This is a genomic window from Novosphingobium sp. NFX11 (assembly GCF_057376415.1).
The window spans coordinates 1,384,027-1,398,222 of record NZ_CP080385.1; the positions used below are offsets into that span (position 1 = coordinate 1,384,027).

The 14,196-nt window shown below is 66.5% G+C and carries 13 protein-coding genes and 4 pseudogenes; 13 read left to right on the forward strand and 4 right to left on the reverse strand.

Annotated features, from left to right (window positions below; genetic code table 11):
* Nucleotides 1-99 precede the first annotated feature (99 nt).
* A pseudogene (locus tag KZO24_RS24200) lies at nt 100-615 on the reverse strand (LysR substrate-binding domain-containing protein); the annotation flags it as partial.
* Between KZO24_RS24200 and KZO24_RS24205 the strand changes: the two are divergent.
* The gene (locus KZO24_RS24205; RefSeq protein WP_486487351.1) at nt 575-697 is read left to right on the forward strand and encodes a hypothetical protein; all 123 of its coding nucleotides are present in this window, start codon (nt 575-577) and stop codon (nt 695-697) included. The pseudogene KZO24_RS24200 and the gene KZO24_RS24205 overlap by 41 nt on opposite strands.
* A 65-nt stretch (nt 698-762) precedes the next feature.
* On the opposite strand, the pseudogene KZO24_RS24210 reads toward KZO24_RS24205, so the two are convergent.
* Nucleotides 763-906 (reverse strand): annotated as a pseudogene (locus tag KZO24_RS24210) (helix-turn-helix domain-containing protein); the annotation flags it as partial.
* An 84-nt stretch (nt 907-990) separates the two neighbouring features.
* Between KZO24_RS24210 and KZO24_RS24215 the strand changes: the two are divergent.
* Genes KZO24_RS24215 through fghA form a run of 3 tightly spaced genes read left to right on the forward strand, consistent with a single transcriptional unit; the run spans nt 991 to nt 3,342 of the window.
* A complete protein-coding gene (locus KZO24_RS24215) occupies nt 991-2,103 on the forward strand; it encodes an S-(hydroxymethyl)glutathione dehydrogenase/class III alcohol dehydrogenase (protein ID WP_271184121.1) in 1,113 nt (370 codons plus the stop codon).
* A 14-nt stretch (nt 2,104-2,117) separates the two neighbouring features.
* Nucleotides 2,118-2,498 carry a VOC family protein gene (locus KZO24_RS24220; protein WP_271184122.1) on the forward strand — a complete coding sequence of 127 codons (381 nt, stop codon included), beginning with the start codon at nt 2,118-2,120 and terminating at the stop codon, nt 2,496-2,498.
* Between the two features lie 4 nt (nt 2,499-2,502).
* Entirely contained in the window at nt 2,503-3,342 is an 840-nt protein-coding gene (fghA, locus tag KZO24_RS24225) for an S-formylglutathione hydrolase (protein WP_271184123.1), read from the forward strand.
* A 4-nt stretch (nt 3,343-3,346) separates the two neighbouring features.
* On the opposite strand, the gene KZO24_RS24230 is transcribed toward fghA, so the two are convergent.
* A complete protein-coding gene (locus tag KZO24_RS24230) occupies nt 3,347-4,027 on the reverse strand; it encodes an RES family NAD+ phosphorylase (protein WP_271184124.1) in 681 nt (226 codons plus the stop codon).
* A gap of 14 nt (nt 4,028-4,041) precedes the next feature.
* Nucleotides 4,042-4,428, reverse strand: a complete 387-nt coding sequence (locus KZO24_RS24235; protein ID WP_271184125.1) for an MbcA/ParS/Xre antitoxin family protein — start codon at nt 4,426-4,428, stop codon at nt 4,042-4,044.
* A 358-nt stretch (nt 4,429-4,786) separates the two neighbouring features.
* Between KZO24_RS24235 and KZO24_RS24240 the strand changes: the two genes are divergently transcribed.
* The 9 genes and pseudogenes from KZO24_RS24240 (at nt 4,787) to KZO24_RS24280 (ending at nt 13,974) form a co-directional block, all read left to right on the forward strand.
* Complete coding sequence (locus KZO24_RS24240) at nt 4,787-5,548, forward strand: IclR family transcriptional regulator (RefSeq protein WP_271184126.1); 762 nt, start codon at nt 4,787-4,789, stop codon at nt 5,546-5,548.
* Between the two features lie 37 nt (nt 5,549-5,585).
* Nucleotides 5,586-7,019: an amidohydrolase family protein gene (locus tag KZO24_RS24245; RefSeq protein WP_271184127.1), complete on the forward strand. Its 1,434-nt coding sequence runs from the start codon at nt 5,586-5,588 to the stop codon at nt 7,017-7,019.
* A gap of 106 nt (nt 7,020-7,125) precedes the next feature.
* Nucleotides 7,126-8,316, forward strand: a pseudogene (locus KZO24_RS24250) (MFS transporter); the annotation flags it as partial.
* 34 nt (nt 8,317-8,350) lie between these two features.
* Entirely contained in the window at nt 8,351-11,146 is a 2,796-nt protein-coding gene (locus KZO24_RS24255; RefSeq protein ID WP_486487352.1) for a M14 family metallopeptidase, read from the forward strand.
* A gap of 1 nt (nt 11,147) precedes the next feature.
* Nucleotides 11,148-11,453 (forward strand): annotated as a pseudogene (locus tag KZO24_RS24260) (nitrilase-related carbon-nitrogen hydrolase); the annotation flags it as partial.
* 112 nt (nt 11,454-11,565) lie between these two features.
* A complete protein-coding gene (locus KZO24_RS24265) occupies nt 11,566-11,982 on the forward strand; it encodes a nitrilase-related carbon-nitrogen hydrolase (RefSeq protein ID WP_486487761.1) in 417 nt (138 codons plus the stop codon).
* On the forward strand, nt 11,979-12,803 hold the full coding sequence (locus KZO24_RS24270) for a creatininase family protein (RefSeq protein WP_271184131.1): 825 nt from the start codon (nt 11,979-11,981) through the stop codon (nt 12,801-12,803). The genes KZO24_RS24265 and KZO24_RS24270 overlap by 4 nt, the downstream gene beginning before the upstream one ends.
* The gene (locus tag KZO24_RS24275; RefSeq protein WP_271184132.1) at nt 12,800-13,459 is read left to right on the forward strand and encodes an RraA family protein; all 660 of its coding nucleotides are present in this window, start codon (nt 12,800-12,802) and stop codon (nt 13,457-13,459) included. Before KZO24_RS24270 ends, KZO24_RS24275 begins: the two co-directional genes overlap by 4 nt.
* Complete coding sequence (locus KZO24_RS24280; RefSeq protein ID WP_271184133.1) at nt 13,459-13,974, forward strand: Lrp/AsnC family transcriptional regulator; 516 nt, start codon at nt 13,459-13,461, stop codon at nt 13,972-13,974. The genes KZO24_RS24275 and KZO24_RS24280 overlap by 1 nt, the downstream gene beginning before the upstream one ends.
* The last annotated feature ends 222 nt before the right edge of the window (nt 13,975-14,196 follow it).

The window sequence follows — 14,196 nt, forward strand, 5'->3', positions numbered from 1 at the left end:
ACTTTCGCTAATTCGCCGTTTCCCCGCCAATAGAGCGGGCAATCGGCGGCGCAGCAGCGCCACGAACAGGCTGACCTTGGGGGAGAGGTGCTTGAGGCGTGGATAGACGGCCCAGATCGGTTCGTCGTCGGGACATTCTCCGGCGAGCACTTCCTCCAGCCGGCCCTCTGCGATCGCCGCTGCCGTATAGAACGCGGGCAACTGGCACACGCCCATGCCTTCCAGCGCCGCTTCCAGCACCATCGTTCCGTTGTTGCAGCGCCAGCGCCCTTCCGGACGAAAGGTTTCGCCGCGCTGGAAGTGCCAGAGCGCGGCCGAGCCGACGAGACAGTCGTGCTCCTTCAACTCGGCGATGCGTTGTGGGCGTCCCTTCGCGGCGAGATAGGCGGGCGCGGCGACGGTGACCATCGCCCGCGAAGCCACCCGTGTCGCGACGAGGCGCGAGTCCTCCAGATGCCCCGTGCGGATGGCGATGTCGTAGCCGTCGCGGATCAGATCGACGACGTCGTTGTCGAGGTCGCAGGCGATCGCGAGCCTGGGATGCTCACGCGCATACTCGCGCAAAACCGGGCCGATGAACCGCTCTCCCAATGTGTACGAGCAGGTGATGCGCAAGTTGCCGCGCGGGCTACCCTGCGCGGTGACGGCGGCGATGGCGTCCTCGCGCTCGGAGATCAGGCGGCTGCCGGTCTCGTAGAAGATGCGGCCCGCTTCGGTCAGCCCCAGCGAGCGGGTGGTGCGATGGAACAACTGGCTGCCGAGCTTCGCCTCCAGCCGGGAAACGGCGCGGCTCATGTGCGTGACCGAAGCGCCGAAGCTGCGTGCGGCGGCGGTGAAGCTGCCGGTCCGCGCCACCGTCACGAATTCCTCGATGCCGTCCCAGGCTCCAATCACGATTTTTTCCACTCGGTTATAATGCTTTTCCCAAGAACCCCATTAACGACAATCCGGCAAGGCGCTAGAACCCGCGGCGAAAAGGAGACACCCCGCATGAAGACCCGCGCCGCCGTTGCCTTCGAGGCGAAGAAGCCGCTCGAAATCGTCGAAGTGGACCTGGAAGGGCCGAAGGAAGGCGAAGTCCTGGTCGAGATCATGGCGACCGGCATCTGCCACACCGACGCCTACACGCTCGACGGCTTCGACAGCGAGGGCATCTTCCCCTCGATCCTCGGCCATGAAGGCGCCGGGATCGTGCGCGCGGTGGGGCCGGGCGTCACCAGCGTGAAGCAGGACGACCACGTGATTCCGCTCTACACGCCGGAATGCCGCCAGTGTAAGTCGTGCCTCTCGGGCAAGACCAACCTGTGCACCGCGATCCGCGCCACGCAGGGCAAGGGCCTGATGCCCGACGGCACCAGCCGGTTCAGCTACAAGGGCCAGCAGATCTTCCACTACATGGGCTGCTCGACGTTCTCGAACTTCACCGTCCTGCCCGAGATCGCGGTCGCCAAAATCCGTGAGGACGCGCCGTTCCAGTCCTCGTGCTACATCGGCTGCGGCGTCACCACCGGCGTGGGCGCGGTGATCAACACCGCCAAGGTGCAGGTGGGCGACAACGTCGTCATCTTCGGCCTCGGCGGGATCGGCCTCAACGTCATCCAGGGAGCCCGCCTTGCTGGCGCGAACAGGATCATCGGCGTCGACATCAATCCGGATCGCGAGGAATGGGGCCGCCGCTTCGGCATGACCGACTTCCTCAACACCAAGGGCATGAGCCGCGAGGACATCGTCGCGAAGATCGTGCTGATGACCGACGGCGGGGCCGACTATACCTTCGACGCCACCGGCAACACCGAAGTGATGCGCACTGCTCTGGAAGCCTGCCATCGCGGCTGGGGCACCTCGATCATCATCGGCGTGGCGGAAGCGGGCAAGGAGATCGCGACGCGCCCGTTCCAGCTTGTCACCGGCCGCAACTGGCGCGGCACCGCGTTCGGCGGTGCCAAGGGCCGCACCGACGTGCCCAAGATCGTCGATATGTACATGACCGGCAAGATCGAAATCGATCCGATGATAACCCACGTCATGGGCCTTGAAGAAATCAACAAGGGCTTTGACTTGATGCACGCGGGCGAATCCATTCGCTCGGTCGTGGTCTTCTGAAGAGGGAAATTTCGATGTTCACGCATATCATGGTCGGCGCCAATGACGTTCCGGCCGCCAAGACCTTCTACGATGCCGTTCTCGGCGCGCTCGGCCATGGCGAGGGCAACTTGATCGGCGAAGGGCACGGTGTCGGATACGCCACGTCCGGCGGCTTCTTCGCGGCGGTGACCCCGCGCGACGGCAATGCGCCGAGCTTCGCCAACGGCGGCACGATCGGCTTTGCCGCACCCGGCCCCGAGGCGGTCGATGCCGCCCATGCTGCAGGTCTCGCTGCAGGCGGCACCTGTGAAGGTGCGCCCGGTCCGCGCGAGATGTTCCCTGGTGCCTACGGCGCGTACTTGCGCGATCCGACCGGCAACAAGCTCTGCCTCTGGCAGGCACCGAAGGCCTGATGCGATGAGCCTGGAGACGATTTCCACCAACCGCGGCCACGGCGGCACGCAGGGCGTCTATCGCCACGACAGCGCCGAGACCGGAACGCCGATGACGTTCTCCGTCTTCGTACCCGACCATGAGCCGGGTGCGAAACTGCCGGTGCTATGGTATCTCTCCGGGCTCACATGCACGCATGCGAACGTCACCGAGAAGGGTGAGTTTCGTGCAGCATGCGCGCAGCATGGCGTGATCTTCGTCGCGCCGGATACCAGTCCGCGCGGCGACGACGTGCCTGACGATGAGGGCTACGACTTCGGCAAGGGCGCGGGCTTCTACGTCGATGCGACGCGTGATCCCTGGGCGCAGCATTTCCGCATGCGCTCCTACATCGAGGCCGAATTACCCGCGCTCGTCGCGCAGCATTTCGCGGTGGACACTGCGCGTCAGGGGATCACCGGCCACTCGATGGGCGGCCATGGTGCGCTGACGATCGCGCTGCGCAACCCGGATCGTTTCCGCTCGGTCAGCGCCTTCTCGCCGATCGTCTCGCCGCTGAACTGCCCCTGGGGCGACAAGGCGCTGACGGGCTATCTCGGCGATGACCGTGTCGGCTGGCGTGCCTATGACGCCTGCGCGCTGATCGAGGACGGCGCGCGCGTTCCGGCGCTGCTTGTGGATCAGGGGACGGCGGACGGCTTCCTCAACGAACAACTGCGCACGCCGCTGCTCGTCGCGGCATGCGAGAAGGCGGGGCAGCCTGCGACGATCCGCATGCAGGAGGGGTACGACCACTCGTACTACTTCATCTCCACGTTCATGCCCGAGCACGTCGCCTGGCACGCGGAGCGCCTTCGCGGCTGATCGCTCAGCCGAACGCGCGCTTTTCGTAGACGGTGGCGATCGCGCTGCCGTCCCAGACGTAGCACAAGTGGCGTTCCTGCCGGCAGTTGGAGAGCAGGCGTGGCCGGAACACAGCCGCGCATTCGCCGCCCTCATGCCGGACACTGGCATAGACGATGCCGTCCGAACCTTCGCCGCGCAGGGCTACGGCAAACGCCTGCGACGCGCCGTAGTGGTCGGGGTGGTAGATCGCCGCAAGATCTTCCCGCCGCTCACGTATGTCGTGCATCCGCGCGGCAAGATCGACGGCATAGACCCGCATGTCGAGTTCCTGCGCAGGCTCCAAGGTGAAGGCCATGAACCGGCCGCGATGGTAGCAGGTTTCCGCCACTGCCGTATCGACCGAGCGCGCCGCGTAGAAAACCCCGAATGCCCCGTCGGTGAACCGGTCGCCTTTCGGATTGAGATGCGTAAAGGCCGCCATGATTGGCGTCGAACCGGGGCCGGAGACGCGGTCCTCGGGCGGCACCAGCGCCAGTTGGCCGGTCTCTTCGCGCAGACGGTCGTTCGTCATCGCCTCCAGTGCGAATACGGCTTCGAGGTCGGCCGGATCGGCAACCTTGTCGAACACGGAGACCGGAGGGAACCGGCTCGGCACGATGCGATAGCACGGCGTCCAGAGCAGGGCGGTTACCGGAACGTCCATGAGGATGTTTGCCGTCAGCCGCGCTGGGCGTCGACGTACTGCCGCACCACATAGAGGTCCGCGACGTTGCCTGAAGTCATGCGATCAAGCGCCGAGCGGCCGCTGAATAGCGGTGCGGCATTGGGTTTGCGCACCCAATCGTCGGCCGTTCGCGGTAGCAGGATTTGCAGGCCCTTGTAGATGCCCAGGACGTAGGAAATGCGCTCTAGCGCATCCTTGGGAATGGCCGCCACGGCGCCGCGCTTCCACGACTGGAACGTGGAACGGTTGTCCAGTCCGAGCAGCCGCATCTGTTCGTTCTCCTTGAGTCCCCAGGCATCGGCGATGCGAAAGAACGTGCGCAAGGCAGGGCCGGTCAGATCCTTCCGGTTCGGTTCGCGGGACTGCATGATCGTGGCCATGACCATCAGATGTACGCATTCTGATCAAATTTCAATAAATGATCATAAAATAATCGAGAAAGAAACGTAAGGAGAAGGTAGTGTTCACGTTCGTGAACGCATCGTGCGGACTGGCTTGTGCCAGTGATGCGGGACTGCGTGAAATTCAGGTCATCTGGTCTATGCGCTTTGTCTTCCCCGACGATGCCACATTGCAGATCATCCGACGGTTCCCCGCGATACCGTAACAAACATGCGCAGATCGGCGCAAAAGACAAACATTTGACACCTCCGGGCAAACAGCGCACAGTCTGTTCACAGATATGAACGTGTCGTTCTGATTCATGAACGAATGACGTGAAAGTGATCAGGGGCCGCGATGACCAGTGATATCAAGTCCGCAGCACGCGTGCTCGACATGCTCGAGCTGTTTTCGACGCGGTGCGACGGGCTGACGCTCAGCGAAGTCGCGCGCGGTCTGGAACTGCCCAAGAGCAGCACGCTGGGCCTGCTGCGCACCTTGCACAAGCGTGGCTATCTGGTCCGCGAGGACGAGGACGACAGCTACCGCCTCAACGACATGATCCGCCGCGACGGCTTCGCGCGCCATGGCCGCATCCTGCGCGTCGCCCCGCCGGTGATGACCGCGCTGGCGGTGGATGCGGGCGAGACGGTGCTGCTGGGCATGCCCGATGCGTCCGGCCTCGTGCGGCTGCTGGCCAAGGAGGCATCGCCTTCGGACATCCGCTACGACATCGAACTGCCGCGCAAGGTTCCCGCATACTGCACCGCGCTGGGCCGCGTGCTGCTGGCGCGAATGGAGCCCGCCGCCTTCGAGGCCGCGCTGGACAGCGTGCCGCGCGCCGCGCTCACCGCCTCCACGCAAGTCGATCGCAGCGCCGTGATCGACGCCGTGGAAGCCGCGCGCGAAACGGGCTTCGCGGTGGTCGAGGACGAATTCGCGGTCGGCGGCACGGGTGTCGCCGCCGTCATTCCGCTCGGGCAGGGGCAGCCGCTGGCGGCGCTCGGGCTCGCCTGCATCTCGCAGCGCTACCGGCAGGACCCCGCGCGCCTTCAGGCCCAGTTGGGCGGCGCGATTTCCCGCATTGCCGAGGCAATGGCGGGTCAGGGCAACATGTAACCAAAGCTTCGCGCAAAACATGACGGTCGCAAACATCATGAAGCATTCATTTCGTAACATTGGCCGTAACCTCGTCCTTGCCGGCACCGCTCTTGGCCTGTCGGGCATGGCTTCCGCCGCCGCGCCCGAGCGCGATGCCGCAGTGCCGCGCACCGACCGCCACGAGTGGATCGCGGGCGGCACCAACACCGATCACACCCCGCGCATGATCCCCGAGCGGCCCGAAGCGGCCACTGGACCGGTCACCGTGCTGCGCGGCGGCTTCGTCTTCGACACGCAGTCCCTTCGGGTCGCACCGGGAAGCGTGGTGATGCAGGGTCGGCGGGTCATTGCCGTGCTGTCTGCGGACAGCACCGCGTGGCCCGCCGATGCTAAAGTGATCGACGTGACCGGCAAGTTCGTGATGCCCGGCCTGATCGACATGCACGTGCACCTGACGTACCCGGACAACGATACGCCCTACGACGTGCAGGCCGAGGACGCCGACGGCGTGCTGCGCGGCGAACGCAACCTGCGCTGGTTCATCGAGGCGGGCTTCACGTCCGTGCGCGATCTCAACGGCGTGGGCGATGCGCCTTATCGTCTGGCCGACTGGGCGGCGCAGGATGCCATCCCTTCGCCGCGCGTGTTCACCGCCGGGCACATCATCACCGGCACCGGCGGCCATGCCACCGAACGTCCGGTACGCCCCTCACACGGCCCCGACTATGCCTGGGAACGCAACGGCGCCGACGCCTGGCGCGCCGCCGTGCGTGAGACGTTCAAGAAAGGCGCCAGCGTCATCAAGGTCGCCAGCCACTTTGCCCCGGACGAGATCCAGGCGGCGGTGGACGAGGCGCATCGCCTTGGCCTCAAGGTGACGTGCGACTGCGAGACGATCTACACCCAGATGGCGGTGGAAGCAGGCATCGACATGATCGAGCATCCGCTTCCGCGCACCGACAGGACCATTGCCGAAATGGCGCAGCATCACACCGCCTCGGTGCCGACGCTGCAGGTCTACCAGAACGTGCTCGACCGCGCGGGCGGCTTCTGGGATTCGACCTCGCGCCGCTTCACGATGACCTCGGACGCGAACTTCGCGCTGTTCCAGAAGATGAAGAAGGCGGGCATCGTCATGGGCGTGGGCACCGACACGATCGGTGATGCGAACAAAATGATCCCCAACATCTACCTCGCCGAACTCAAGTGGTTCGTGAAGGGCGGCTACACGGTCCCGCAGGCGCTGCAGGCGGCGACGCTGACGAACGCGAAGCTGCTGGCGATGGACGACCTCATCGGCTCGATCCAGCCCGGCAAGCTGGCCGACGTGATCGTGGTGGACGGTCGCCCCGATCAGGACATCGACGCGCTGCGCAAGGTATCGATGGTGTTCAAGGATGGGCGCATGATGGTGAAGGACGGCGCCGTCGTCATTCCGCCGCATGTTCCCGTGCCGCTGCCCAAGCCTTCGCCCGCCGAAGCCCCCTAAGACGCAAGGAAGACCTGCCATGACGACTACGGCGCTTCCCGCCGAGGGACCTGTTGCGCGTTCGGTTCCGGGCCGCAAGGACATTGCGAGGGCCCTGGCCTCGGCGATGATCGGCAACTGGTTCGAGTTGTTCGACTTCATCATCTACGGCTACTTCGCCGCGCAGATCGGCATCGCCATGTTCCCGGCCGCCGATCCGGTGACGACGATCCTCTCCAGCTTCGCGACGTACGGCGTCGGCTTCGTGATGCGCCCGGTCGGCTCGATGGTGCTGGGATCGATGGGCGACCGCTTCGGGCGCAAGTCGGCGCTGGTGCTGACGATGATGCTGATGGCGGGCGCGACATGTGCGACGGGGCTGATCCCGACTTATGCTTCTGTAGGCCTGGTGGCGCCTTGTGCGCTCGTTGTGTGCCGTTTGGTGCAGGGTTTTGCGGCCGGCGGCGAGTGGGGCGGGGCGACCACGTTCCTCGTCGAGTACGCGCCCGCCCACCGGCGCGGCCTGTTCGGCGCGCTGCAGCAGTTGAGCACCAGCCTCGCGGTGGTCTCCGCCGTGCTGGTGGCGCTGACGCTGAATTCGGTGCTTTCGGCCGAGGACCTGCAGGCGTGGGGCTGGCGCGTGCCCTTCGTGCTGGGCATCCTGATCGCGCCTTTGGGCTTCTACCTACGCGCGAAAGTCCCTGAAACCCCGTACTTCAAAGCCGAACGCGAAGTGCCCGAGCACCCCTTGCGCGAGGCTCTGACGATCCACCGCCGCACCGTGCTGACGATCGCGGGCATGGTCGTGATCTGGACCGTGGCGGGCTATACCTACGGCACTTTCCTCGTCAGCTTCGCCAGCCAGGTGCTGGAAGTGCCCTCGCGCTACGCGCTGCTCGGCACCCTGACCGGCGCGCTGTGCAATGTCGCGGTGATCCCGCTGGCGGGCTGGGCTTCGGACAAAGTCGGGCGCAAGCCCTTCCTGCTGGTGAGCGCCGGCGGTTTCGCGATCGTCTCGATCCCGCTCTTCCTGTTCATGGCGGAGGCGCGCAGCGGCATCTCCGTCATTACGGCAACCGCAGTGGCCGGCGTTTTCTCCGGCCTCTTCAGCGGCACCGCGCCGACGTACTTGTGCGAACTGCTGCCGACCCGGGTGCGCTACACCGCGCTGTCGATGGGCTACAACGGCGCGGTCATGCTGTTCGGCGGTTTCGCGCCCTTCATCGCGACGCTGCTGGTGCGTGTGACCGGGGTGACCATCGCCCCGGCCTTCTACGTCACGGCCGCTGCCCTGCTTTCCTTCCTCGTGATCGCCTTCGTGCGCCCCCCGATCCTGCAAAGGCCATCGACCGATGAGACTGACCCGCGCTCCCCTCCTCGCCACCTGCCTGACGCTGGCAACGCCTGCACTGGCGCAGGAAAAGCCGGTGCCGACCCCGGAACAAGTGCTTGGCCACCCGATGGGCGAGGATCGCTACGTCCCGTCCTACGACGGCATGATGGCCTACTGGAAGGCCGTTGCCGCATCCAGCGACCGGGTGAAGTTGGTCGACATCGGCCCCAGCACCGAGGGACGCAGGCAGGTCATGGCGGTCGTCTCCTCGCCGGAAAACCTTGCCAAGCTGGACGCATACCGCGAGACAAGCCGCGCGCTCGGCGCTGCCGAGGGCATCGATGCGGCGAAGGCCCGCGTCATGGCGGCCACCGGGAAGGCGCTGGTCTGGATCGACGGCGGCCTCCACGCCAGCGAGGTCGAGGCGCAGACCGCGCTGATCGCGCAGGTCCACGATCTGGTTTCGTCCGACGACCCAGAGGCGCGCAAGATCCGCGACAACGTCGTCACCCTGTTCGTGCCGGACAACCCGGACGGCCAGCAGTTCGTGGCCGACTGGTACATGCGCTTCAAGGATCCGATGAAGCGCGAGGCGGACTTCAAGTCGCTGCCGCGCCTCTACCATCCCTACGTCGGGCACGACAACAACCGTGACTTCTTCCTCGCCACGCAGGTCGAGACGCAGAACATGGTGCGCGTGCTCTATCGCGACTGGCGCCCGCAGATCGTGATGAACCAGCACCAGACGGGCCCCGCGGGCACCGTGCTGTTCCTCCCGCCGTTCCGCGATCCGTTCAATTACCACTACGAGCCGCTGGTGATCTCCAGCCTCGACGAAGTGGGTGCCACGCTGCAGAGCCGCCTGCTGTCGGAGAACAAGGGCGGCGCCACCGCCCGCAGCGGCGCGCACTACGACACCTGGTACAACGGCAACCTGCGCACCTCGACGTACTTCCACAACGCGGTGGGCATCCTCGTCGAGATCATCGGCAGCCCGGTGCCCGAGACGATCCCCTTCGTTCCCGAGCGGCAGGTGCCCGGCAACGATCAGGCGCTGCCCGCGAAGCCCGGCCCGTGGAGCATGGCGCAATCGGTGTCCTACAGCCTCTCGCTCGCGCGCGGACTGCTGACCTATGCGGCCAACAACCGCGAGAAATTGCTGTTCGACCGCTGGCAGATGGGCGCCAATGCCATCGCCAAGGGCTCGACCGACAGCTGGACGATCTCGAAGGACCGCATCGAGGCCGCCCATGCGGCGCTGGCCGAGCGCGGCGGCAAGCCCAAGCCGGTGCGCACGCGCGGCTGGAGCGAGATCGACGCCGACCTCTACGACACGGTGCTGCATGATCCGGCGCAGCGCGATGCGCGGGCCTATATCGTCCCGATCGACCAGCACGATTTTCCGACGACCGCGAAGTTCCTCACCTCGCTCTCGCGCCTCGGCGTGGAGATGGGCCGGGCGGAGGAGCCGTTCACCGCCGCAGGCAAGACCTGGCCGGCTGGCACCTACATCGTCCCCGCCGCGCAGGCCTACCGCGCCCATGTGCTCGACATGTTCGAGCCGCAGCACTACCCGAACAACTTCGCCTATCCGGGCGGTCCGCCGATCCCGCCGGCCGACGCTTCGGGCTATACCCCGGCGTTTCAGGCGGGCGTGGAGTTCGCCCGCGCGCTTGATCCGGTGGGGGTGAAGGTGCGCCCGGTTAGCGGAGAGATCGCGCCCGATGCGCAGCCGATCGCGGATGCGGGCGTGGAGGGCACCTCCGGCGGCTGGCTCGTCAGCCATGACCAGAACGACGCCTTCCGTCTCGTCAACCGTCTCCAGGCGGCGGGCATCGCGGTGAGCGCGTACAAGACGCCGCTCGCTGTTGCCGGACGTGCCGTAGAGCCGGGCGCATGGTTCGTGCCTGTGTCCCCCAAGGCGCGCGGCATCGTCGAGGAAGGCGCGAAGTCACTCGGCCTCACCGTGCAAGCGGTCGCTGCCGCGCCGCAGGGCGAGCGGCTTGCCGTGAAGAAGCCGCGCGTCGCCGTGGTCGATCTCTACGGCGGCCTCCATCCCACCGGCTGGCTGCGCTGGATTCTCGACGGGCAGGAACTGCCGTACTCGATCGTCTACCCGCAGGAACTCGACAAGGGCGGCCTCGCGAAGTCGTACGACATCGTCGTCGTGCCCGATGCTGCTATCCCGAATGCCCGCTCGGGCGTGGACGGCGGCATGTTCCGTGGCCGCTTCGACAGCGTCCAGCCCGATCCCAAGGACATGCCCGCCAAGTACCGCGCCTCGCTGGGTGACATCAGCGCGGAAAAGACCATCCCTGCGCTCAAGGCTTTTGCCGACGCGGGCGGCACGCTGCTGGCGATGGGGTCTTCCTCGTCCGGCCTCGCCGCCGCGCTGAAGTTGCCGGTTGCCGATCCGCTGCTGGTGGAGAAGGACGGCAAGCGCGTGCCGCTGTCGAACACCCAGTTCTACGTGCCCGGCGCCGTGCTGACGGCCGATGCCAATTCGGCGGACCCGATCGCCTGGGGCCTCAATCCCAAGGTGGACCTGTTCTACGATTCCAGCCCGGTCTTCCGTCCGACCGCACCCGGCACCTCGGTCGCGGTGTCGTTCGGTGAGGGCGCGCTGCTGCACAGCGGCTGGGCCTGGCATCCCGAATACCTGAAGGACACCGCCGCCGTGCTCACCGTCCCGCAGGGCAAGGGCAAGGTCGTGCTCATCGGTCCCGAGATAGCCCTGCGCGCCCAGACTCAGGGCGCTTTCAAGATTCTGTTCAACGCCATCGCGCTCTCCGCCGCGCGTCCTCAAGGAAAGTAAGATGCTGCGCGCAGCCGTCATCCAGCTCAATACCCGCAGCGACAAGGCCGCCAACCTCGCCGCCATCGAGGCCGCCGTGCGCGAATGCGTGGCGAAGGAGCGCCCCGACTGGGTGCAGCTTCCCGAGCATTGCGAATGGCTTGGCGGCTCTGCCGGTGCCCCCGCCGTCGCCGAGCCTTACCGCGATGGCGACACCTGGACGCTGCTCTCGCGCCTGTCCCGCGAACTGAAGGTGTGGATCCACGGCGGCTCGTTCTACGAGCAGTCGGACAATCCCGGCCGTGCCTACAACACCACCGTCGTCTTCGACCGCGACGGCGTTGAACAGGCCCGCTACCGCAAGATCCACCTGTTCGATGTGACCACCGCCGACGGCGCCAAGTTCCACAGAATCCGCCACCGTCGATCCCGGCAAGGCAATCGTCACCTACGATTGCGAGGGCGTCACCGTCGGCTGCTCGATCTGTTACGACGTGCGCTTTCCGGAACTTTATCAGCAGCTGGCGAGGCAGGGCGCGCAATTGATCGCCGTGCCCGCCGCCTTCACCCTGCTGACCGGCAAGGACCACTGGGAAGTCCTGCTGCGCAGCCGTGCGATCGAGACCGAATGCTGGGTCGCCGCCGCAGGCCAGTGGGGCACATACCAGACGCCTGCGGGCGAGCGGCAGTCGTTCGGCCAATCCATGATTATCGATCCGTGGGGAACCGTCGTTTCGCGCGTGTCCGAAGGGCTGGGCAGTGCGTCCGCCGCCATCGACATGGGCATCCTGAACCGCGTGCGCAGCCAGATTCCGGTCGCTGCGAACAAGGCCATCCGCATCGAGGCGTCGCTATGAACTGCGTTCGCCCGCACGCCCTGCAGGACCTGAGTCACGCCGCTTTCGCCGCGCGCATCGCGCAGGACCGCCCGGTGATCGTCCTGCCGCTGGGCAGCCAGGAGGAGCAGGGGCCTCATGCGCCGATGGGCGATTTCGTCGCCGCCGAGCGCATCGCCATGGCAGCCGCCGAAGCGGCGGGTGCGGTCTGCGCGCCGGTGCTGCCGTTCGGGTTTGCTGAGTTCTTCCGGGGCTTCCCCGGCGGCATGCAACTGCGCGGATCGACCTTCCGCGCGGTGCTGCGCGACATGATCGACAGCTTCCTCGACCACGGCCTCGACCGCATCGTCATCGTCAACGGCCATTCCACCAACGCGCCGCTGATCGCCGAAGTGGTCCACGCGGTGCGCCGCGAGACGGGCGTGGTCATTCCCGCCGTCCATCTCTGGCGCTCGCTGCCTGAGACGGTGTGGCAGGAGGCCCATGGCGACAAGGCTGCTGCCGCACGCGGCCATGGCGCCGATCCGGTGACCTCGGTGATGATGTACCTCGCCCCCGGGCTCGTTGGCGAGGCGAAGTCGGGGCCCACCCCGCGCAAGCCCGTGTTCGGGCTGCCGTCCGACCCGCACTTCGCCAGCGCGCAGTTTGGCGGCGTATCCGTGGACCTGCCGCTCGATGCTACCGAAGTGGCGGACGACGGCGTCGGCTCGGGCGATCCCTCGCTGTCGAGCGCGCGGGCAGGGCAGGTGTTCACCCGCTTCCTCGTCGGCCACGTCGCCGATTTCCTGCGTCACTTTGCCAAGTGCGATCCGCGCCGCCCCGAAGCGGCGCCGGGAGAATGACGTTCGATCGCCATCCGATGCCCCCGCAGGCCGCGCTCCATCTGGTGCACGGTCTGTCTCGCGTGGAGACTTCGACGCTGGGGCACTGGCGGCTATGGGGCCTGTGCGATCCGGCGCTACGGCCGCTCGCACCCGGCATGAAGGCGTGCGGAACGATCGTCACGCTCGCTCTGTCTGGTCCGGACGGCGCGCTGCTGCACGAGGCGCTCTCGCATCTGCGCGGGGGCGACGTGCTGGTGATCGACCGGCTTGGCGACACCCGCCATGCTGCGGTTGGCGGCGTGGTCGCGGCGGCGGCGATGCTGCGCGGGATCGCGGGCATCGTCGTCGATGGTCCCGTGGCGGACCTCGGCGAAATTCTCGAGACCGGGCTGCCGGTCTGGGCGCGCGGGGTGAGTGCGCGCACCACCCGGCGGCTGGGCCTCGGCGGGCGGTTCAATGCTGCGGTCAGCGTCGGCGGCGTGGTCGCGCGGCCGGGCGACATCGCGCTGTGCGATGCGGACGGCGTGGTCTTCCTCTCGCCCGAGGACGCGGCGGGAGACATCGACCGCGCCGAGGCCGCCGTGCGCCGCGAGACGCTGATCCGCGACGGGCTGGCCAAGGGCATTGCGCTCGAAGACCTGCTCGCCCCGCCTGCGCTGGCGGAGGCACGCTGATGGCGCCCACCCTATCCGGCGCCCCATCCGGACGGCTGACGCTCGACGATGCCGATATCCGCATCCTCGGCGCGCTGCAGAAGGACGGCACGCTGTCGGTCGCGGCGTTGTCGGAGGTCGTCCACCTGTCGCACAACAGCTGCTGGCGGCGGCTCAAGCGGCTGGAGGCTGCTGGCGCGATCACCGGCCGTGTGGCGCTGCTCGACCCGGTGAAGCTGGGGCTGGAACTGACCGCCTACGTCTCGATCCGCACCAGCGAGCACAGCGACGAATGGCTGCGCAGCTTCGCGCACGCGGTGGAGACGATGCCCGAGATCGTCGAGCTGTACCGCATGACCGGCGACGTGGACTACCTGATGAAGATCCGCGTCTCCAGCATCGCGGCCTACGACGCGGTCTACAAGAAGCTCATCGGCATGGTGAAGCTCACCGACGTCAGCTCCGCCTTCGCGATGGAGGAGATGAAGAACACCACCGAACTGCCCCTCGCGATGTCGCCCTGCAGGACCGGGTGATGAATGTGCGGGTAATGAAGAATTCGGCGTGATGTCCATCACGGCATTTCGCGAGACGGCACGAAATCTGGGTGAGATCGTCAACGCCGCTACCGACTAGAAGATACGACAAGGCCGCGCGGGCTTCTAGCCGCGCAGGATAAGACAGGAATTTCAAAGTGATTACCGAAGACGGCGGCAAGGGTGAAGCGACGCGGATGATCCATCCTGCAATGGATGGCG